Genomic DNA, 21,873 nt, shown 5'->3' on the forward strand with positions numbered 1-21,873 from the left:
CTACGCCGCCGCGCGTGCGGTCAGTTCCCTGCGGTCGACCTTCCGGTTGGAGTTCAGCGGGAAGGCCTCCACGTGCTCGTAGCGGCGCGGCAGTAGTCCGCTGGGCAGGGACTGGCCCAGTTCCCGCGCCAGCTGGGCCGGCGGAACAGGCGCACCGGTGTAGAAGACCACGAGTTCCAGGCCTCCCTCGGGTGCGGGCCTGGTCACCGTGACCGCGTCCACCACTCCCGCGCAGGCCCGCACCGCCGCGTCGACCTCTGCGAGCTCCACCCGCCAGCCCTGCACCTGGACCTGTGCGTCGAGCCGCCCCAGGTAGGCGAGTTCACCGTTCTCCAGCCGCCGCACCCGGTCACCGGTGCGGTACCAGATGCGCTCGTCGTGGTGCAGGAACCGGCCCTCGCCGTCCGAGGGCTCCAAGTACCCGGCCGCCATCTGCGGGCCCGTGATGCACAACTCGCCCTCGACGTCGGAGAGTTGGCCCGTCTCCGTGAGCAGGACGTGGGAGTGGCCCGGATGCACCGTGCCGATCGGAACGATCCCGTTGACCGAGAGCCGCGCGGAACGCTCCGGCTCCCAGCGGTGCCCGGTGACCGTGATGGTCAGCTCCGTCGGGCCGTAGAGGTTCTCCACCACCGATCCGGGCGCCGCCGCCTGCCAGTCCGCAGTGTCCCCGCACAGCAGCGCCTCGCCGGCGAAGAAACTCCAGCGCAGCGAGGACAGCGAACCGGGGGTGAGGCCGCCCCGCCGGCGGGTGACGGCGATGCCGCTCGGGGTGGAGAACCACACCGTCATCCGCCGCTCGGCGACGAACGCCGGCAGGTCCAGATAGGCGCGCGCGGGAACGGCGTGCACCGAAGCGCCGGCGCCCCAGGCGCAGAACAGGTCGAACATGTGGCAGTCGAAGTTGACCTCGGTGGCCTGCGAGAAGACGTCGTCCGGTACGAAATCGTAGCGCCGGTCCGCGTGCCGGAAGTAGGAGTCCAGGCTCGCATGACTGATCGGAACGCCCTTCGGGCGGCCTGTCGAGCCCGAGGTGAACAGCAGATAGGCCCTACCCCGGCCGCCGTTGGTGCGCGGCGCGGTGAGTGCCTCACCGGGACGCACCCGGATGGCGCGGTGCCCGCTCAGCTGCGCGCCGCCGCTCGCCGGTGCGAGCACGGGAAGATCCAGACCGGTCTCCTGCAGTGCGGCGAGCCCCGGCCGGTCCGCGATCACCGCGGACACGCCGGCGTCCCGCAGCATCCGCCGGGTGCGCGACGAGGGGAAACCGGCGTGCAGCGGCACGGCCGTCGCCCCTGCGTACAGTGCTGCGAGGATCCCGGCGTAGCTCACGACGCCCTTGGCGGTCAGCACGGCGACGGCCGTCGGCTGTTCGGGCCCCGACAGCAGCGCACCCGCCCAGCTCAGGGCCAGTTCGTGCAGCTCCTCGTAGGTGAGCACGTCCGGGCCGACGTGCAGCGCGGTGCGCCGCGGATGAGCGGCGAGCGAGCGCAGGAAACGCTCGTGCAGTACGGGCGGATCAAGACTCTCGGTCACGGTCACTCCAGTGCGTGAGGCTGAATAAGGGGCTGATAAGGGTGGTACGTCGCCGCGCGCCGCCGCCAGGATTGGCAGCGCCCTAGAACGTTTTTGGTGGTTCTCCGAGATTCGGGGGTAGTCATGTGGGACGAGAAATTTGAAAAGGTGCTCCGCACACACCTGTCGTTCCTTCTGGACGGTGAGGAGCTGGGCCCGGAGATGGGCCTGAGGGACCTTGGACTCGATTCGATGGGAGCCGTCGAGCTCCTTGCCGATCTGGAAGTCGAATACGCCGTGAAGTTCCTTGACGACGCACTCGACATGGAGAACTTCGAAACCCCCCGAAAGCTGTGGGAAACGCTTTCCAGGTCGCGTGGAGCGGGCGTCTGCCCCGTCACCGGACTCACCGCCTGACCCGCTGCCGGACGGCCCGCCGCCGCGCCGCAGCGCCCCTTTCACCCGCCCGCGGGGAAGGGGCGCTGCGGCGTGCCGGCGGGCCGTCCGGCCGTGCCCCGCGGTCCGCATCAGGCCACGGCCGCCTGCCGACGGGGCAGCAGCGCCGTCTTCGGCTTCAGCGCCACGACGTCGAACCGCCGGGCGCAACGCACCCTGCCCCACAGCCCGTCCGGGCCCGAGACGTACAGCCGGCTCACCCCCAGCCCGCGCAGAGTGGCCAGCGCCGTCGGCCAGTGCACCGGCCTGACGATCCCGTCGAGGAGCAGCGTGCGCACCTGCTCGCCCGTGCGCAGCACCGAGCCGTCATGGTCGGAGACGACCGGTACGACAGGGTCCGTGAAGCTCAGCTCGGCGAACAGACCGCGTTCGAACCGCTCCCGCAGCCTGCCGAAGGCGGGGGAGTGCATGGGCGGGCGCATCGTGTACAGCGGCAGGCCCCCCAGGGCGCGCACCCGCTGCTGCAGCCACTCGAGCCGGCGCTCACGCACCGACAGCATGTAGAAGTCGTCGTCCACATGGCACGCGATCTCGTGCCACTCGCCGGCCTCCTCCAGCTCCGCGCGGATCGTCGCGAGCCGCTCGGGCGGGGTGCGGGCGAACGACTGGGTCACGACGTCGCCGTACTCCTCCGCGAAGTACGCCTCCAGGCCGTGCCCCCAGCGGGCGGTCAGCCACACCGCGTCGGCGAACGACAGGGCCCCGGAGTGCACAGCCGCGGGCGTGCCGCCGAAGCTCGGCCCCACGACCGCGTCGGCGCGAGCGCCGTACTCCTCCTCGGCCCAGCGGGCCAGCGCCAGGCAGTTGACCAGGAAGGCAACTCTGGCGGCCTCCGTGAAATCACTCTCCGAATTCCGGAACCGATCCAGAAGCGAGTAACCCAGCGTCTCGTCCGCCGCCGCCACCAATTCCCGGGCGCAGGGGTTGATGAGCATGAACTTTCCCACGTCCGAAAATCGGGACGGTGTGATTCCGGGAAAGACAATCGCATCGAGTTCATGGTCTATGGTCATGCCCGAAGTTTCCCGCCGGGTGTCGCGGCCCAAGTACCCCTACGGCCCCCTAACCCGGCGGCCCCGTTCCCCGGCGTCGTTCCGGTCGGCCTTGTAGTGCTGTGACGCCGGTGTTAGAGAATGGATTCGGTATTCGGCCGCCCGTGGCTGTGCGGCAAATTGGTCCAGGAAGGAAATTCCGGTGGCTTTGAATGGGCGGGCACCTCGCGCGCATGAATCGGTCGACAATCTCTATTGGTTCATGCTGGCGGCCGCACGGTCGGCACCCGATACGACGGCCGTGCTGGAGCGCGCCCCCGACGGCGGCCTGCGCGCCGTCACGTACCGGGACCTCGACGACCTGGTCCAGCGCTACGCCGCCGCCCTCGAGGAACTCGGACTCGACGTCGGCGAGCGGGTCGTCCTGGAGTCCGACACCTCCGCCGAGGCCATCGCCCTGCTGCTCGCATGTTCTCTGCTCGGCCTGGCCTTCATACCGGTGAGCCCGCAGACCTCCACCCCGCGCCTGCTCACCGTCGCCGAATCGGCCGAGCCCGCCCTGCACCTGCAGACCGTCACCGGCGGCCGCACCGGCCTGCCCGCAAGCCTCGGCACGGCACGCTTCGGACCCGACGGAATCGCGGTGGAGCAGCCGGTGACGCGCCACGGCCGGCTGCGCCGCGAAGTCACCGCGACCGACACCGCGTACATCATCTTCACCTCGGGAACCACCGGACGCCCCAAGGGCGTGGTGATGAGCCACCGTTCGGTCGTCGCCTTCTTCCGGGCGATCCTGCGCCGCGGACTGGTCACCGCCGACGACCGGATCGCCAGCACCTCACCCCTCCAGTTCGACTTCGCCCTCTTCGACATCGGCCTGGCCCTGGGCAGCGGGGCCACCCTGGTACCCGTTCCCAGGCCGGTGCTCAACTGGCCCCGCCGACTGGTGAACTTCCTCGACGACACCGGCGCCACCAGGGTCGACGGCGTGCCCTCCATCTGGCGCCCGGTGCTGCGCCACGAGCCCGAGGCCCTCGCCGGGCTCGACCGGCTGCGCGGGGTGCTGTTCGCCGGCGAGGACTTCCCACTGCCCGAACTGCGCGCTCTGCAACGCCTGCTGCCCCGGGTCCGAGCCGTCAACGGATACGGCGCCACCGAGTCGATGGCGTGTTCCTTCACCGACGTGCCGCACCCCCTCCCCGACGACCTGGAACGTCTGTCGATCGGCACCGCGCTACCCGGCAGCGAGGCGATCCTGCTCGACGAACACCGCAACCCCGTCGACAAGGCCGGCGTCATCGGCGAGATCTTCCTGCGCAGCCCCTCACTCTTCAGCGGCTACTGGGGCGACCCGGAGGCCACCGCCGCCACGCTCGTGCCCGACCCCCTCCAGCCGTACTCGGGACAATCGGTGCTGCGCACCGGGGATCTCGCCTACCGGGGCGAGGACGGTGAGATGTACTTCTGCGGCCGCGTCGACTCGCAGGTGCAAGTGCGTGGCAACCGGGTCGAACTCGCCGAGATCGAGAGGCGGTTGCTCAGCCATCCGGCGGTCGCGGCGGCCGTCGTGCAGCTGCTGCCCGTGCAGGGAGGGGACCCGCAGCTGACCGCGTTCATCGTGCCGGGCCCCGCCCCGGCACCCGGCGACGCCGGTGCGGACGAAAGCGCCCTCGACAAGAAACAGCTGCGCGCCTTCTGCGCGCAGACGCTGCCCGACTACATGGTGCCGCAGGAGATCCGCGTCATCGACGACATTCCGGTCACCGAGCACGGCAAGGTGGACCGCTCGCTCCTCGCGGCACGTGCAGCCGCCGGACGGACAACTGGAGTACAGGGATGAGTGAGTCCTGGAACACCGCGCAGACCGCCGGCGACGCCCTCGGCCGCCGCCTTGCCGCTCTGCCCGTCACCGCGCAGACCGACACGCTGCTCGACCTCGTCCTCACCCTCGCCGCCGAAGCCCTGCACACTGCAGGCCGGGACGCCGACGGCCTGCAGGACCCGGCGGCACCCCGGCCCCCCGCCGACCCGGTGGGCACCCTCGGAGCGCAACGCCCGTTCCTCTCGGCGGGCCTGGACTCGCTCTGCCTGGTCGACCTGCACGCCCGGCTCGTCGCGGCGACCGGCCTGGAACTCCCGGTCACCGTCGGTTTCGACCATCCCACGCCCGCTGAACTCGCCGCCCACCTGCACACCCTGCTGCTCGGCGGGGCCGCACAGCCGGCAGTACCGGAAGTCACCGTGCGAGCCGCAGCCACCGACGCCGACGACCCGGTCGTCGTCGTCGGCATCGGCTGCCGCTACCCCGGCGGCGTACGCTCCGCCGCCGACCTGTGGCAGCTCATCGCCGACGGCACCCACGTCATCACCGGCTTCCCCACCGACCGGGGCTGGGACCTGGAGGCGCTCTACGACCCCGACCCCGCCGCCCACGGCTCCAGCTACCTGCGGCACGGCGGATTCCTGCCGGACGCCGCCGAGTTCGACGCCGACTTCTTCGAGATCGGCCCGAAGGAAGCCGCAGCCATGGACCCCCAGCAGCGGCTGCTGCTGGAGACCTGCTGGGAAGCCCTCGAACACGCCGGCATCGACCCGGCCCCCCTGCGCGGCAGCAGGGCGGGCGTCTTCATCGGCGTCGAGCCGCACGAGTACGGTCCGCGGGCCCACCAGGCGCCCGAAGGATACGACGGTTACCTGATGGCCGGCACCGCCCCGAGCATCGTCTCGGGCCGGGTCGCCTACACCCTCGGTCTCGAAGGCCCCGCCCTCACCGTCGACACGGCTTGCTCCGGCTCACTGGTCGCGACCCACCTGGCCGTGCACTCGCTGCGCCGCGGCGAGTGCACGCTCGCGCTGGCCGGCGGTGTCACGGTCATCTCCAGCCCCAGCACGTTCACCACGTTCAGCCGGCAGCGGGGACTGGCCGCGGACGGCCGCTGCAAGGCATTCGCCGCCACGGCCGACGGCACCAACTTCGCCGAGGGAGCGGGCGTTCTGGTCCTTGAACGGCTCTCCGACGCCCGCCGCAACGGGCACCGCGTCCTTGCCGTCCTGAAGGGCTCCGCCATCAACCAGGACGGCGCCAGCAACGGCCTGACCGCCCCCAGCGGCCCGGCGCAGCAACGCGTGATCCGGCAGGCGCTCGCCGAGGCCGGGCTCAACCCTGAGGACATCGACGCCGTCGAGGCCCACGGCACCGGCACCAGGCTCGGTGACCCCATCGAGGCGCAGTCGCTGCTGGCGACCTACGGACGGCAACGCCACGCGGAACGGCCGCTGCGGCTGGGGTCGGTCAAGTCGAACATCGGACACACCGGGGCGGCGGCAGGTGTCGCCGGCACGATCAAGATGATCGAGGCGATGCGCCACGGAGTGCTGCCCAGGACACTGCACGTCGACCGGCCCTCGCCCTACATCGACTGGTCGTCGGGAGCCGTAGAGCTGCTGACCGAATCCGTCTCCTGGCCGCAGGACGGCGACCGGCCGCGCCGCGCAGGCATCTCCTCCTTCGGTGTCAGCGGCACCAACGCCCACCTCATCGTCGAGCAGCCCGCACCGCAGGACACCGAGGGCGACCACGCCCCCGGCACCGACGGCCGCCCCGTTCCGGTGGTGCTGTCCGCGAAGAGCGAACCTGCCCTGCGTGCCCAGGCCGACCGACTGCGCGCCCTCGTCGAGGCCGACACCACGCTGACCGCCGCCGACGTCGGCGGGGCGACCGCCACCACCCGGGCCGCCCTCGCCCGCCGTGCCGCCGTGGTCGCGGCCGACCGTGCCGAACTGCTGAAGGGCCTGACCGCCCTCGGCGAGGGCCGCCCCGCCCCCGCCACCGTCCACGCGATGGCCTCCCCGGGCCGCCTGGCCTACCTGTTCACGGGCCAGGGAGCGCAACGGATCGGCATGGGCCGTGAGCTCTACGAGGCGTTCCCGGTGTTCGCCCGGGCCTTCGACGAGGCTCTCGGCTTCCTGGACATCCAGCTGGAAGTGCCGCTGCGTGAGGTGGTCTGGGGCGCCGACCAGGACCGGCTGGATCGCACCGAATACGCCCAGCCCGCACTGTTCGCGGTCGAGGTGGCGCTGTTCCGGCTGCTGGAGTCGTGGGGAGTCAGGCCGCAGTACGTCACCGGGCATTCGGTGGGCGAGCTGGCCGCCGCGCATGTGGCCGGGGCGCTGTCGCTGGAGGACGCCGCGCTGCTGGTGGCGGCGCGAGGCCGTTTGATGCAGAGGCTGCCGGCGGGCGGGGTCATGGTGGCGGTGGAGGCCACCGAGGACGAAGTCGTCCCGCTGCTTGCGGGTGCGGTGTCGATCGCGGCGGTGAACGGCCCCTCGGCGGTGGTGATTTCGGGAGCCGAAGCCGAGGTGGAACGACTGGCCGTCCACTTCCGCGACCAGGGCCGCCGGACGAAACGGCTGGCGGTCAGCCACGCCTTCCACTCGCCGCTGATGGAACCCGTGCTCGAGGAGTTCGGCCTGCTGGCCGACGCCATGACCCATGCGGTGCCGGTGATCCCGATCGTCTCCAACGTCACCGGTGAGCCCGTCGTCCCCGACGCGGCCTACTGGGTGCGCCACATCCGCGAGGCAGTGCGGTTCGCCGACGGCATCCGCTGGCTGGAGTCCCAGGGAGTACGGACCTTCCTGGAGCTGGGACCCGACGCGGTGCTCACCGCGATGGGCGCGCAGAACCCGCACGCCCCGGACACCGACATCGCCTTCGCCCCCGTCCTGCGGGCCGGCCACGACGAGGAGCGCGAACTCGTCACCGCCCTGGCCACCGCCCACACCCGGGGCGTGGCGGCCGACTGGCAGACGTTCTTCGCCGAACGCGCCACCCGTCGCGTCGACCTGCCCACGTACGCCTTCCAGCGCCGCCGCCACTGGCTCGACGCCACCACACCCACCGACCCGGCAGCCCTGGGCCTGACCGGCGCGGACCACCCCCTCCTCGGCGCGGCAGTGGCCCCCGCCGGCACCGACACCTTCGTCCTCACAGGACGCCTCTCGACCCGCACCCAGCCCTGGCTCGCCGACCACGTCATCGCCGGCCACGTCCTGGTACCCGGCACGGCCTTCGTCGAACTGGCCGTCCGCGCAGCCGACGAGGCCGCCTGCCCCACCGTCCGCGAACTCACCCTCGAAGCCCCTCTCGCGCTGCCTGAAGGCGGCGACCTCATGGTGCAGGCCGTCGTCGGCCCCGCAGACGACACCGGCCACCGGAGCATCGAACTCCACGCACGCGCAAGCACCGAGGAACCCTGGACCCGGCATGCCAGCGGCCTCCTCGCCCCCGGCCCGGCACCCGCAGCTCCCACCGCCGCCGACCCGCAGGCCTGGCCGCCGCCCGGCGCCCAGCCGGTGGACATCACCGGCCTGTACGAGGAACAGGCCGCCCAGGGCTACGAGTTCGGCCCCTCCTTCCAGAACCTGAGGACCGTATGGCGGCACGGCGACGACATCCTCGCCGAGGCCGCCACCGACCCGGCTCTCACCGCGGAGGCCGGCCGTTACGGGCTGCACCCGGCGCTGCTCGACTCCGCCCTGCAGGCCCTCGCCCACGCCACCGACCAGACCTCCGACGACCGGCCCAGGCTGCCGTTCTCCTGGACCGGCTTCACCCTCCACGCCCGGGGAGCGTCCACCGTCCGCGTCCGCATCCGGCGCACCGGCCCGGACACGGTCACCGCACAGCTCACCGACCCCGCCGGAGAGCCCGTCGCCCAGCTCGAATCCGTCGTGACCCGGCCGGCCCCCACCGACCTGCCGAGCACGGCCCGGCCCGCGAACCACGGCACGCTCCTGCACGTGACCTGGCCCGAGACAGCCGCTGCAGCGGTGCCCGACACCGCCTCCTGGGCACTGCTCGATCCCGACGCGCCAGGACCGGACACGCTCGGCCCCGGCGTCACCGTGCACCCCGGACTCGACGCGCTCGCCGCCGAGATCGCCGCGGGCCTGCCACAGCCCGAGTCCGTCATCGCCCCGTGCACCCCCACCGCCGGCGCCGGTCCGGACAGCGCCCGGGAGACCACCGCCCGCACGCTCCGACTGCTGCAGGACTGGCTCGCCGACGACCGGTTCACCGCATCCCGGCTCGTCCTGGTGACCTGCGGCGCCGTCGCCGTGGCCCCGGACGAGACCCCGGACCTGCCCACAGCTGCGCTGTGGGGGCTGCTGCGCGCCGCACAGGCGGAACACCCCGGCCGCCTCGTCGTCGTCGACGTCGACGACACACACACCTCCGTGCCCGCCCTGCGCACCGCACCCCTGACCACAGAACCCCAACTCGCCATCCGCACCGGCACCTTCAGGGTGCCTCGGCTCGCAGCGGTCCCGGCCCTCCAACGCCCGCAGGACACCTCCGCCACGGAGCAGACCCCTCACAGCCCCTGGTCCGGCCCCGGCACCGTCCTCATCACCGGCGGCACCGGCGGCCTCGGCGGACTCCTCGCCCGACACCTGGCGACCCGGCACGGCGTACGGCGGCTGCTCCTGGTCAGCCGCCGCGGCCCCGACGCCCCCGGAGCCGCGGAACTCCTCGCGGAACTGGGCGAGTCGGGAGCCACGGCCGAAGCCGTCGCCTGCGACGTCACCGACCGGTCCGCCCTGAGCCGACTGCTCGAAGGCCGCACCCTGTCCGCGGTCGTCCATGCGGCAGGCGCCGTCGACGACGCCCTGGTCGGCGACCTCACCGCACAGCACCTCGACACCGTCTTCGCCCCGAAGGCCGAGGCGGCCTGGCACCTGCACGAGCTCACCGCCGGCCTGGACCTCTCGGCGTTCGTACTGTTCTCCTCCGGAGCCGGCACCCTCGACGCCCCCGGCCAGGCCAACTACGCGGCCGCCAACGCCTTCCTGGACGCCCTGGCCCAGCACCGGCGGGCCACGGGCCTGCCCGCCCTCTCCCTCGCCTGGGGACTGTGGGGCGGCAACGCGGGCATGGGCAGCAGGCTGGACGAGGCGACCCTGCGCCGCACCGACCGCTCGGGCCTGGTCACACTGTCCGCCGACGACAACCTCGCCCTGTTCGACCTGGCCTGCGGCAACGAACCCGGCACCCTGGCTCCGACCGTCCTGCCCCTGCGGATCGACAAGGCCGTCCTGCGCGCCCGCGGCGACATACAGCCGCTCCTGCGCACGCTGGTCCCCCCACCCGTCCGGCGCGCCGCCGGCTCCGGGATCCCGGCCGCGGCGGGCGGAGCGCTGGCCCAACGGCTCGCCGCCACCCCGGCCGCCGACCACGAACGCCTCGTCCTCGAGATCGTCCGCGACCAGGCCGCCCACGTCCTTGGCCACGACGGCGCCCAGGCGATCGATCCCCGCCGCGCGTTCACCGAGATCGGCTTCGACTCGCTCGCCGCGGTCGAGTTCCGCAACGGTCTCGGTACCGCCACGGGCCTGCGCCTGCCCGCCACGGTGACCTTCGACTACCCGACCCCCCGCGAACTGGCCGCCTTCGTCCTCACCAAGGCCCTGCCCTCGGACATCATCGCTTCCTCGACAGCCGAAGCGGCTGTGCTCCGGGAGGACGAGCCGGTGGCGATCGTGGGGATGAGTTGCCGTTTCCCTGGGGGTGTGGAGTCTCCGGAGGACTTGTGGCGGCTGGTGGCCGAGGGCCGGGACGGTATCGGGGAGTTCCCGGCGGACCGGGGCTGGGATGTCGAGGGTCTGTACGACCCCGAGCCGGGCACCCCCGGCAAGACGTACGTCAAGGAGGGCGGATTCCTCTACGGCGCCGCCGACTTCGACGCCGGCTTCTTCGGGATCGGCCCCCGCGAGGCCACCGCCATGGACCCGCAGCACCGGCTCCTGCTCGAAGCCTCCTGGGAGGCCATGGAACGCGCGGGCATCGACCCGGACTCCCTGCGCGGCAGCCGGACCGGCGTTTTCGCCGGAGTGATGTATCACGACTGGACCGTCCGGCTCGTCCAGGCGGCCGAGGACGTCACCGGCTACCACGGCACCGGAAGCGCCGGCAGCATGGCCTCCGGACGCCTGGCGTACACCTTCGGCCTTGAGGGTCCGGCGGTGACGGTGGACACGGCGTGCTCGTCGTCCCTGGTCGCCCTGCACCTGGCGGCGCAGGCGCTGCGGCGTGGTGAGTGCTCCATGGCCCTGGCCGGCGGCGTCACCGTCATGGCCACGTCCAAGACCTTCGTCGACTTCAGCGCACAGCGCGGCCTCGCCGCCGACGGCCGCTCCAAGGCGTTCTCGGCCTCCGCCGACGGCACCAGCTGGAGTGAGGGTGTCGGCATGCTGCTGGTGGAGCGGTTGTCGGACGCGCAGCGGCTGGGGCACAGGGTGCTGGCGGTTGTTCGTGGTTCGGCGGTCAATCAGGACGGTGCGAGCAATGGGTTGACGGCTCCGAATGGTCCGGCGCAGCAGCGGGTGATCCGGCAGGCGTTGGCGGACGCGGGTCTGTCGGCGGCGGACGTGGATGCGGTGGAGGCGCACGGTACGGGTACCAGGCTGGGTGATCCGATCGAGGCGCAGGCGCTTTTGGCGACGTACGGGCAGGGGCGTGCGGAGGAACAGCCGTTGTGGCTGGGTTCGCTGAAGTCGAACATCGGGCACACCCAGGCGGCTGCCGGTGTGGCGGGGATCATCAAGATGGTCGAGGCGATGCGGCATGGGGTGTTGCCGCGGACGCTGCATGTGGATGAGCCGACGCCGCAGGTCGACTGGGACGAGGGCGCGGTCGAACTGCTCACCGAGGCACAGCCCTGGCCGGAGGTGGGGCGTCCGCGCCGGGCCGGGATCTCCTCGTTCGGCGTGAGCGGCACGAATGCGCATGTGATCGTGGAGCAGGCCCCGGAACAGCCGGCCGAGCCGGAGAACCTTCCCCCGCTGCCGGTGGTGCCGTGGGTGGTGTCGGGTGTGTCGCAGGACGCGGTCCGTGCGCAGGCGGTCCGGCTGTCGGAGTTCGTGGCGGAGCGGCCTGAACTGGTCACTGTGGATGTGGGGTTGACGCTGGGGACAGGGCGGGCCGGGCTGGAGCGGCGTGCGGTGGTGGTCGGTGCGGACCGGGACGAGTTGCTGCGGGGTCTGGACGCGCTGGCGGGTGGTCAGGCGCCGGTGACGGCGCGTTCGGCCGGATCGACGGCGTTCCTGTTCACCGGTCAGGGTGCCCAACGCCTGGGGATGGGCCTGGAGCTGTACGCGTCGTTCCCGGTGTTCGCGCGATCCCTCGACGAGGTGTTCGACTGCTTCGACGGGCTGGTCGACGGGTCGTTGCGTGAGGTGATGTGGGGCGGGGACCAGGACCGCCTGGATCGCACCGAGTTTGCGCAGCCGGCGTTGTTCGCTGTTGAGGTGGCGTTGTTCCGGCTGCTGGAGTCGTGGGGTGTCACACCCGATTATGTGGCGGGTCATTCGGTGGGTGAGCTGGCGGCGGCGCATGTGGCCGGGGTGTTGTCACTGGCGGATGCTGCCCAACTGGTCGCGGCGCGGGGCCGGTTGATGCAGGAGCTTGCGGCGGGCGGTGTGATGGTGGCGGTGGAGGCCACCGAGGACGAGGTCGTTCCGTTGCTGGACGGACAGGTGTCGGTTGCCGCGGTGAACGGGCCGCGTGCGGTGGTGGTTTCCGGTACTGAGGCGGATGTGGACCGTTTGGTGGCCCGTTTCGAGGGTCGTCGGACGAAGCGGTTGGCGGTCAGTCATGCGTTCCATTCGCCGTTGATGGAGCCGATGCTGGACGAGTTCGCCGCCGTGGCGGGCGGGCTGACGTATGGCAGTCCGGTGATCCCGTTGGTGTCGAACGTGACGGGTGGGCCGGTGGTTCCGGATGCGGCGTACTGGGTGCGCCACGTCCGTGAGGCGGTGCGGTTCGCGGACGGAATCGGCTGGCTGGAGTCCCAGGGGGTGGGGACTTTCCTGGAGTTGGGTCCGGACGGTGTGCTGTCGGCGATGGCTCCGGAGACCGGGTGTGTTCCGGTGCTGCGCAAGGACCGCGACGAGGCCAGGACGCTGATCGATGCTCTGGGCCGGATCTGGGCGCGGGGTGTGGAGGTGGACTGGGCGGCGTTCTTCGCACCGTGCGGGGCCCGCCGGGTGGATCTGCCGACCTATGCCTTCCAGCATCAGCGGTACTGGCTGGAGACTTCGGAGCAGGTCGCCGATGTGGCCTCGGCCGGTCTGCACGCGCCGGGTCATCCGCTGCTGGGTGCGGTGGTCGGTCCGGCGGGCAGCGACACCGTGGTGCTGACGGGTCGTCTGTCGACTGCTGCGCAGCCCTGGCTTGCGGATCATGTTGTGGGCGGCAGTGTGCTGTTCCCGGGGACCGGCTTTGTCGAGCTGGCGGTCCGGGCGGGGGACGAGGTCGGTTGCCCGGTGGTGGAGGAGCTGACGCTGGCGGCTCCGCTGGTGCTGCTGTCGGATGTGCCGGTGCAGGTTCAGGTTGTGGTGGGGGCGGCGGACGGTGTGGGCCGTCGTGCGGTCACTGTGCATGCCCGCCCGCAGTCGGGCGGTGGATGGACCACACACGCCACCGGCACCCTGGCATCCTCCGCCGAGGAGCCGTCCTACGACCTGAGCGTCTGGCCACCGGCGGGTGCCGAGCCCGTTGACACCACAGGCATGTACGACCACCTGGCCGCCCGAGGCTACGGCTACGGGCCGGTGTTCCAGGGGCTGCGGGCGGCCTGGCAGCGGGGCGAGGAGGTCTTCGCCGAGGTCGCCCTGCCCGAGCAGGCGGCGGGTGAGGCCGACCGGTTCGGTCTGCACCCCGCCCTCCTCGACGCCGCCCTGCATGCGGAGGCCCTGTTGGACGACAGTGGCCAGGCGCTGCTGCCGTACTCCTGGGGCGGTGTCAGTCTGCACGCGGCGGGCGCCACGGCGCTGCGCGTGCGGATCCGCCGCCTGCGCGGTGCGGAGGTCTCCTCGCTCGACGTGGCCGACGGGGCCGGGCGGCCGGTGGCGACCGTGCGTTCGCTGGTCGGCCGTCCACTGACAGGTGTACGGCAGAACGCGGACGCCACGTTCACCGACTCACTGTTCCGGCTGGCGTGGGAACCGCTCCCGCAGCCGCTCCCCGAGCCCCGGCAGGACGCCGGCCCGGTCATCGGCCTCGGAGCGCGGATCGCTTCCCTGCCGTCCTACCCCGACCTGCCCGCGCTCACCGCCGCCATCGAAGCGGGTACGACACCCGCACCCACGGCGCTGGTGCTGCCGTGCCGGACCGAGTCCGGCGACGACGTGCCGCGGAGGCTGCGCACCGCCACGGGGTACGTGCTGGACGTCATGCGGGCATGGCTGGCCGACGAGCGCTTCGCCGGCTCCCGCCTCGTGGTGCTCACCCGGGGGGCGGTCGCCCTCGACGGCGAGGACGTGACGGATCTCGCAGGCGCCGCGCTGCGCGGTCTCGTCCGGTCCGCGCAGGCGGAGAACCCCGGCCGGATCGTCCTGGTGGACGCCGACGCCGACAGCGTTGCCGGGACGGACGACCCGTTCGTGGCACGGCTCCAGCAGCTGCTGGAGACAGGCGAACCCCAACTGGCCGTACGCGCATCCGCCGCCTACCTCGCCCGGCTGCGCACCGCTGCCTCGGACACCGCGCTGGTACCCCCGCACGACAGTGCGCACTGGCTGCTGGAGGCCACCGGCGGCGGAACTGTGGACGACCTGGCTCTGGTAGCCGTGCCGGAGCCGCAGACCGGTCCGGCCGCCGGACAGGTGCGGGTCGCCGTGCGGGCCGCCGGCGTCAACTTCCGGGACGTCCTGGTCACCCTCGGGATGTATCCCGGTGGAGGCCGGCTCGGCGGCGAGGGCGCCGGTGTCGTGCTCGAAGTGGGTTCCGGAGTGGAGGAGTTCAAGCCCGGCGACCGCGTGATGGGCATCTTCACCAACGCGTTCGGGCCACAGGGGGAGACAGACCATCGGATGCTCGCCCGAGTGCCGCGGGACTGGACGTTCGAGCAGGCGGCCACCGTGCCCCTGGTCTTTCTGACCGCGTGGTACGGCCTGGTGGACCTGGCCCGTACCCGCCCCGGCGACCGGGTCCTGATCCACGCGGCGGCCGGCGGCGTGGGCATGGCTGCCGTGCAGGTGGCCCGGCACCTGGGCGCGGACGTCTTCGGCACCGCCTCGCCCGGGAAATGGGACACTCTCGCCACGCTGGGGCTGGACCGCTCCCGGATCGCCGGCTCCCGCACGCTGGACTTCGCCGACGCCTTCCGCCAGACCACCGGCGGGCAGGGCATGGACGTCGTACTGAACTCGCTGGCCCGGGAATTCGTGGACGCCTCGCTCTCCCTGCTCGCCCCCGGCGGGCGGTTCATCGAGATGGGCAAGACGGACCTGCGCGACCCGGCCGAGGTCGCCGCCCGGCACAACGGCGTGTCCTATCAGGCCTACGACGTGATCGACGCGGGCCCGGACCGTATCCACGAGATGCTGGCCGAACTGATGACGCTGTTCGACAGTGGTGCCCTGCGCCCTCTGCCGGTCACCGCCTGGGACGTACGACGGGCCCGTGAGGCCTTCAGGCACCTCAGCCAGGCACGCCACACCGGCAAGCTGGCCCTGACCGTCCCGCGCCGCCCGGACCCCGAGGGCACGGTCCTCGTCACCGGTGGCACCGGAGCCCTGGGCCGACTCGTCGCCCGCCACCTCGTCACCCGGCACGGCGTGCGCCACCTGCTGCTGCTGAGCAGGCGCGGCGCCGCGGCGGAGGGCATGGCGGAACTGGCCGCGGAGTTGGAGGAGTCGGGTGCCGTCGTGTCCGTCGAGGCTTGTGACGCGGCCGACCGGGAAGCTCTGGCGGCGGTCCTCGCGAAGATTCCCGCCGACCATCCGCTGACCGCGGTCGTGCACACCGCCGGCGTGCTCGACGACGCCGTCCTCGCGTCGCTCACCCCCGAGCGCCTGAACACCGTACTGGCGCCGAAGGCGGACGCCGCATGGCATCTGCACGAGCTGACCCGCGACGCCGACCTGGCCGCCTTCGTCCTGTTCTCCTCCGCGGCGGGGCTTGTCGAGGGCGCCGGACAGGGCAACTACGCGGCCGCCAACGCCTTCCTGGACGCCCTGGCCCAGCACCGGCGGGCCTCGGGCCTGCCGGCCCAGTCCCTCGCCTGGGGGCTGTGGGCCGGCGCCGGCATGGGCGGCGGACTCGACGAGACCGACCTGCGCCGCATGGAACGAGCGGGCGCGCGGGCGCTGACCGGGGAACAGGGCCTGGCGCTGCTGGACGCGGCCCTGGGGCACGACACGGCCGTACTCGTACCGCTCCCGCTCGACCTGGCCGTCCTGAGCGAACAGGAGGAGCTCCCGCACCTCTACCAGGGTCTGGTACGCCGCCGCCCCCGCCGCGCCGCGGCCCGGGCAGCACAGCCCGCCGAGGAGCAGAGCCTGGCCGGCCGGCTCACCGCGCTGCCCGCCGACCAGCGGAGCCGCTTCCTCCTCGACCTGGTCCGCGAGCACGCGGCCGCCGTCATCGGGCACAAGGGGGCCGACGCCATCGGTGCCGAGCGGGCCTTCCGGGACATCGGCTTCGACTCGCTCACCACCATCGAACTGCGCAACCGGCTCGGCACGGCGACCGGCCTGCGGCTGCCCGCGACCCTCGTCTTCGACTACCCGGACCCGCAGACCCTGGCCGCTTTCCTGCTCGGCGAACTGGCCTTGGACACCGCCCCCGTACCGGTCGACGACGAGGCGTCGGTGCGCGAGCTGATGCTCCGCGTGCCGCTGGCACGGTTGCGCGAAGCCGGACTGCTCGACGCCCTCCTCGAACTCGCAGCAGGCGAGGAGAGCGGCGGCGACGGCCCGCCGTCGCCGGACACGGAGCCGGAGCGGTCGGCCGAGGACATCAAGGACATGGACGTCGCGGACCTGCTGCGCATGGCCACACGCTCGACCTCCGGCGGCTGACGTCCGCCGGCCACCGCATCCACGACCCGAGGAGATATGTATGACCACTGCCAGAAGTACGGCCGTCACGCCTGACCTGGACACCGGAATACGTGGAAACGGCGCCGATGCCGACCAGGCCGCCACGACGATACGCGGCCACCGCGCCTTGATCGACACCATCGACACCCGCATCATCGGCCTCGTCAAGGAACGCGCCGAACTCTCCGCCCAGGTACAGACGGCACGGATGTCGACGGGCGGGCCCCGGGTGTGCGTCTCCCGCGAAACACAGATCATCGGCCACTACAGCGACGAATTCGGCCGCTTCGGCGTCGAGTTCGCGAAACTGCTGCTGCGTGTTTCCCGCGGACCGAACTGACCGCAATCACATTCTGGGGGCAGGGTGCCCGCCTAGGGGTCCATAGCCGTAGTTCCTGCATGGGGCACGCACTTGAATGGGACATGAGTTCAACTAGACCCGGCCAGGCGGCTCCAGGGAGCCGTACGAACATCGGTGAAACCGAGGTGGGCACCATGACTTTCACACTTTCAGTCGGCCAGCGGGTGCGTCTGGAAGACCTGGAGGCTGCCGTACGCGACGGTCAGCATGTGGTCGTGGACGACGGCGTGCGCAAGCGCATCCACACGTCGAGGCAGACCCTGGAACATTTCGTGGACGACGGACGGGTCATTTACGGGGTCAACACCAGCATGGGTGGCTTCGTCGACTGGCTGGTTCCCATCAGCAAGGCGAAACAGCTTCAGGAAAACCTCATCAACGCCGTTGCCACCAATGTCGGAAAGCACCTCGACGACACCACCGTACGTGCCGTGATCCTGTCCCGGATCGTTTCGCTGGCCCGCGGCAACTCCGCCATTTCGCTGGAGAATTTCGAAAAGCTCGTCGCCGTCTACAATTCCGGAATCACCCCCTGCGTGCCCGAGAAGGGCTCGCTCGGCACCAGCGGCGACCTCGGCCCCCTCGCTGCGATCGCCCTCGTATGCGTCGGCCAGTGGCGCGCCCGCCTGAACGGCGAGACCCTGCCCGGCGCCGAGGCACTGCGCCAGGCAGGCATCGAACCGATGACCCTCAGCTTCAAGGAGGGCCTCGCCCTCATCAACGGCACCTCGGGCATGGTCGGCCTGGGCAGCCTCGTCCACTCGGCGGCGCGCCGGCTGTTCGATACCTATCTGCTGGTGTCCGCACTGTCCGTGGAAGGGCTCAGCGGCATGACCAAGCCGTTCGACCCGCGCGTTCACGAGCTCAAGCCGCACCGGGGACAGCGCGCCGTGGCAGCGGCCCTGTGGAACACCCTGCGCGACTCCAAGCTCGCTGTCGACGAACACGACACCGAGAAGATCCTCTCCGGCGAGATGGACTCCTCCACGAAGGCCGGCTCGCAGGCCATCGAGGACGCCTACTCGGTGCGCTGCACCCCGCAGATCCTCGGCCCCGTCCTCGACAGCATCACCGGCATCGGCAACACCCTCGAGGACGAGCTGAACTCCTCCAACGACAACCCGCTCATCGTTCCCGACGAGGACGAGGTCTTCCACAACGGCCACTTCCACGGACAGTACGTGTCCATGGCCATGGACCATCTGGTGATCGCCCTGACGACGCTGATGAACCTCTCCAACCGGCGCGTCGACCGCTACCTGGACAAGAGCAACAGCAACGGGCTGCCGCCGTTCCTGTGCCGCGAGGACCCCGGTCTGCGCCTGGGCCTGATGGGCGGTCAGTTCATGACCGCCTCCATCACCGCGGAGACCCGCGCCTCGGCCATGCCGATGTCCATCCAGACGCTCACCAGCACAGCGGACTTCCAGGACATCGTGTCGTTCGGGTTCGTCGCGGCCCGCCGAGCCCGCGAGGTGCTCACCAACGCCAAGTACGTCGTCGCCTTCGAGCTGCTGTGCGCCTGCCAGGCCGTCGACATCCGCGGCCGCGAAGGCCTGTCCCCGGCCACGCGTCAACTCTACGAGCGCACCCGCGAACTGGTCCCCTACTTCGACCATGACGAGACCATCACGGACTACATCGAGGCGATCGCCGCCGAGATCCTCTGACCTGGCCCACGGCACGGGTCCACCACGACTCCAGGCATACTCCGGTCCACCCCCTGAAGCTGCCCGCGATACGGGTATCGAGCAGGGGGTGCGGCATGAGCAGGACCGCAGTGGTGGTCGGCGCGACCGGACAGATCGGTCCGGCCGTGGTCAGGACACTCGCCGAGGACGGCTGGCGCGTACGCGCCGTCTCGCGCACCGGGCAGGACGCGGGCTGGTCTCCCGACTGGAACGTGGAGACCGTACGCGCCGACCGGGACGACGACGCACAGCTGCGATCCGCGATCGGCCCGGGCGCCGACGTACTCGTCGACGTCATCGCGTACACCGGCCGCCACGGCGAGCAGCTGCGCTCACTGGCCGGGCTGGTCGGATCGGCCGTCGCGATCTCCACCTCCGCGCTCTACACCGACGACGAGGAACGCGGCTTCGGCACCATGATGGGCCCGCGCGGCTTCGGCGTCTTCCCTGAGCCCATCGAAGAGGGCCAGCGCATGGTGGAGGCCGGTGAGGACAACTACCTCACCCAGAAGCGCGCCATGGAAGCCGCCGCCACCCACGCCCCCCACGGCAGCCGGAGCCCGCTGCCCGTGACCCTGCTGCGCGTGGGCGCCCCGCACGGCCCCCGCGGCAAGAAGCCCTCCGAGTGGTGGTTCGTCAAACGCGCCCTCGACAACCGGCCCGTGCGCGTTCTGGCCCACCAGGGCCTGACTCGCTTCCACCCCGCACACACCTCCAACATCGCCGAGGCCGTACGGCTCGCAGCCCACACACCCGGCACCCGCGCCCTCAACATCGGTGACCCCGACGTCCCCACGGCACGACAGATCGCCACCGCCGTCGACGAACTCCTCGGCGCGAGCTCGGAGATCGTCGGCATGCCGGGACCGGCCGAGGGCATGGTGGGCCTGCACCCGTACGGGGTGCCGAACCCGTTCGTGCTGAGCCTGGAAGCAGCCGGCCGCGAGATCGGCTACAAACCGGTCACCGGTTACCTGGAGTCGCTGCCCGGCACCGTCGAGTCACTGCTGTCCGCCGTACGGGACCGGGACTGGACCGAGGTCTTCCCGGCCCTGGCCCACCACCCGGCCGGCTTCTCCTTCTTCGACTACGACGCGGAGGACCACTGGCTCGCCGCCCACCACAACGGCTGAGAGACGACGATGACCGAGACGACAGCGAACCCCTCTTCCCCGCCGTCGGTGCCCCCCGGCACGCGGAACTCCGCCAGCCAGCGCCACCTCTCGTCCCTGGACGGCCTGCGCGCCATAGCCGTACTGAGCGTGGTCCTCTACCACACCGGCCAGCTCCCCTTCGGCTGGCTGGGCGTGCCGATGTTCTTCGCGCTCAGCGGCCACTTCATCACCCGCACCCTGCTGGGCCACGAGGACCTCAGCCGTGGCCGGCGCGCGCGGGACTTCTTCCGCAACCGCGCACTGCGACTGGCCCCCCTCTACCTGAGCGTCTGCGCAGTCGTCACCGTCTGCGCGCTCGCCGGCTACCACCACGCCGAGATCACCTCGGACCTGCCCTACCTGTGGACGTGGACCTACGACTTCCGCACCCTCGCGGGAGACTTCGCACCCCCCACGGTGCCCATCTACAACCAGTTCTGGTCCCTGTGCGTCGAAGCCCAGCTCTACATCGTCTGGGCTCTGCTGGTGCTGCTCCTGCCACGCCGCTGGTTCGTCCGCGCCGCCGTCGCACTCGCCCTCGGCGGCCCCCTGCTCCGCGTCGGCCTCTACTTCCTCCTCAAAGCCACCGAGACGAACGGCTACCTCCGGCTTTTCACCATCGCCCAGTCGCCGCTGACCTACATCGAGACGTTCGCCGTCGGAGCCCTGACAGCACTGCCCGAACTACGCCGCCAACTGCCCCGCCTCGCCGCGGCCGCGGCGACCGTGTTCGTGCTCGCTACCCTCGCACTCCTCGGCCACAACCTGGCCACCGGTCACGGAATGCCCGGGAACTGGGGTTACCCCGTCACCTTCCCGGATCATTACGGCTGGGTCTGGCAGTACACCGTGGTCTCGTTCTTCTTCGGCGCACTCGTCCACTTCGCCTCCCGCGAAGGCCTGTTCGCACAGGTCCTGTCACCGCGCTGGCTGGTCCGCACAGGCGTCATCTCGTACGGCATCTACGCCCTGCACGTTCCTCTCCTCGGCCAGCTGGCCCCGCACATGAAACACACCCTCACCGGCTGGAGCGGCTCCGACCTGTGCTTCGCGGCCCTGGTCCTCGCGAGCACCTATGCCGCCGCCGAACTCAGCTTCCGGTTCCTGGAGACCCCCTTCCTCAAGCTCAAAAAACGCTCCCTGGCCCACCGCATAGCCGCAGAACACCACGCGTCCGCCACCACGATCGTGCGCTGACCGGCTGCTCACCGCCGCGGCTCTGCTGGGCGGGCAGCCACCGGACGCCAGGGGTTGCCCAGCTTTGGAGAGCGGGGCTTTGGCGCAAGTTACTGACAGATGGCTTCGGTGTGGGGCTGAGTGCAGGTCCCGGCCAGCTCCCCTACAGCGAACAACTGCGCTGGCACGGCCGACGCTGCCCCGCACACGCCGGACCTCGACGCGCGGCGCGGCGATCACCCACGGCGCCAGCACGGCATCGCCTGCAGTTGAGCCACGCAGCGTGCCGTGTCCAGGCACACCGCGTCATAGGAAAACCGCAGCACCGGCAGCCCCGTGGCCGCCCGGTCGGTCCGCCGCAGCCGGTCGTAGACGAAGGCGGCACGATCACTGCGGAAGGCGAACCCGTCCAACTCCACAGCCAGGTGCAGCGACTCGCCTGCGATCAGATAGCCCAGCCGGTAGATGCGCTCATGGACCCTCACCGGATGCTGACTGTGCACATGCGCCACGCAGCCCCGCTGCACGGCCGCAGTGAGCACCCAGCGCAGAAAGGCCCCTCCCAGGCAGGACGCCGACGGGACCAGCAGCTCCAGCCCGGCACTCACGCCGCCCCGCCAACTGGATCCTGCTGAGCCAGA

Annotated in this window: 10 protein-coding genes; 7 read left to right on the top strand and 3 right to left on the bottom strand. The window is 71.3% G+C overall.

All coding sequences use genetic code 11. From position 1 onward, the window contains the following. Positions 1-1,536: an AMP-binding protein gene (locus OG504_RS52705; protein ID WP_405987763.1), complete on the bottom strand. Its 1,536-nt coding sequence runs from the start codon at positions 1,534-1,536 to the stop codon at positions 1-3. A gap of 123 nt (positions 1,537-1,659) precedes the next feature. Between OG504_RS52705 and OG504_RS52710 the strand changes: the two genes are divergently transcribed. Further along, entirely contained in the window at positions 1,660-1,932 is a 273-nt protein-coding gene (locus tag OG504_RS52710) for an acyl carrier protein (protein WP_405987762.1), read from the top strand. 110 nt (positions 1,933-2,042) lie between these two features. On the opposite strand, the gene OG504_RS52715 is transcribed toward OG504_RS52710, so the two are convergent. Further along, a complete protein-coding gene (locus tag OG504_RS52715) occupies positions 2,043-2,906 on the bottom strand; it encodes an ACP S-malonyltransferase (protein ID WP_405987761.1) in 864 nt (287 codons plus the stop codon). A 319-nt stretch (positions 2,907-3,225) separates the two neighbouring features. Here OG504_RS52715 and OG504_RS52720 point away from each other — a divergent pair, with 319 nt between their 5' ends. The 6 genes from OG504_RS52720 (at position 3,226) to OG504_RS52745 (ending at position 21,253) form a co-directional block, all read left to right on the top strand. Further along, positions 3,226-4,803, top strand: a complete 1,578-nt coding sequence (locus OG504_RS52720) for an AMP-binding protein (protein WP_405987760.1) — start codon at positions 3,226-3,228, stop codon at positions 4,801-4,803. Then, positions 4,800-16,829 (top strand): SDR family NAD(P)-dependent oxidoreductase, encoded by a 12,030-nt coding sequence (locus OG504_RS52725; protein ID WP_405987759.1) that lies wholly within the window; start codon positions 4,800-4,802, stop codon positions 16,827-16,829. Before OG504_RS52720 ends, OG504_RS52725 begins: the two co-directional genes overlap by 4 nt. Positions 16,830-16,869: 40 nt before the next feature. Continuing rightward, positions 16,870-17,190: a chorismate mutase gene (locus tag OG504_RS52730; protein WP_405987758.1), complete on the top strand. Its 321-nt coding sequence runs from the start codon at positions 16,870-16,872 to the stop codon at positions 17,188-17,190. 155 nt (positions 17,191-17,345) lie between these two features. Beyond that, positions 17,346-18,881: a phenylalanine aminomutase (D-beta-phenylalanine forming) gene (locus tag OG504_RS52735; RefSeq protein WP_405987757.1), complete on the top strand. Its 1,536-nt coding sequence runs from the start codon at positions 17,346-17,348 to the stop codon at positions 18,879-18,881. A 95-nt stretch (positions 18,882-18,976) separates the two neighbouring features. After that, the gene (locus tag OG504_RS52740; RefSeq protein ID WP_405987756.1) at positions 18,977-20,035 is read left to right on the top strand and encodes an NAD-dependent epimerase/dehydratase family protein; all 1,059 of its coding nucleotides are present in this window, start codon (positions 18,977-18,979) and stop codon (positions 20,033-20,035) included. 9 nt (positions 20,036-20,044) lie between these two features. Then, positions 20,045-21,253 carry an acyltransferase family protein gene (locus tag OG504_RS52745; protein WP_405987755.1) on the top strand — a complete coding sequence of 403 codons (1,209 nt, stop codon included), beginning with the start codon at positions 20,045-20,047 and terminating at the stop codon, positions 21,251-21,253. 215 nt (positions 21,254-21,468) lie between these two features. Here OG504_RS52745 and OG504_RS52750 read toward each other — a convergent pair whose 3' ends face one another. After that, positions 21,469-21,840 (bottom strand): hypothetical protein, encoded by a 372-nt coding sequence (locus OG504_RS52750; protein WP_405987754.1) that lies wholly within the window; start codon positions 21,838-21,840, stop codon positions 21,469-21,471. Between the last annotated feature and the right edge of the window lie 33 nt (positions 21,841-21,873).

It is taken from the genome of Streptomyces sp. NBC_00986, from assembly GCF_045162565.1.
GTDB lineage: Bacteria > Actinomycetota > Actinomycetes > Streptomycetales > Streptomycetaceae > Streptomyces.